General features: G+C 43.0%; 1 protein-coding gene. It reads left to right on the top strand.

What is annotated here, in order from left to right:
* On the top strand, positions 1-235 hold a 235-nt coding region (locus tag FD01_RS15895), incomplete at both ends, for a DDE-type integrase/transposase/recombinase (protein ID WP_156647335.1).

Here is a 235-nt window from a genome sequence, read left to right as displayed (position 1 = left end):
TCACGACGGATTATCGGCTATTCGTTCTCAAAAAAGATGGATACTGATTTAGTCTTAAAGACCCTTGAAAGCGCGGCTAAAAATCGAACCATTACTGGGGACCGGATTATCCATACGGATTTAGGATCACAGTATACCAGCGATGATTACAATCAACGTTTAACTGAGCTACATATCCGCCACTCATACAGCCGTAAGGGTTGTCCGTATGATAATGCGCCAATGGAATCCTTTC

The organism is Lacticaseibacillus manihotivorans DSM 13343 = JCM 12514 (assembly GCF_001435035.1).
Classification (GTDB): Bacteria; Bacillota; Bacilli; order Lactobacillales; family Lactobacillaceae; genus Lacticaseibacillus; species Lacticaseibacillus manihotivorans.
This window is presented reverse-complemented; position numbering and strand designations above follow the sequence as displayed.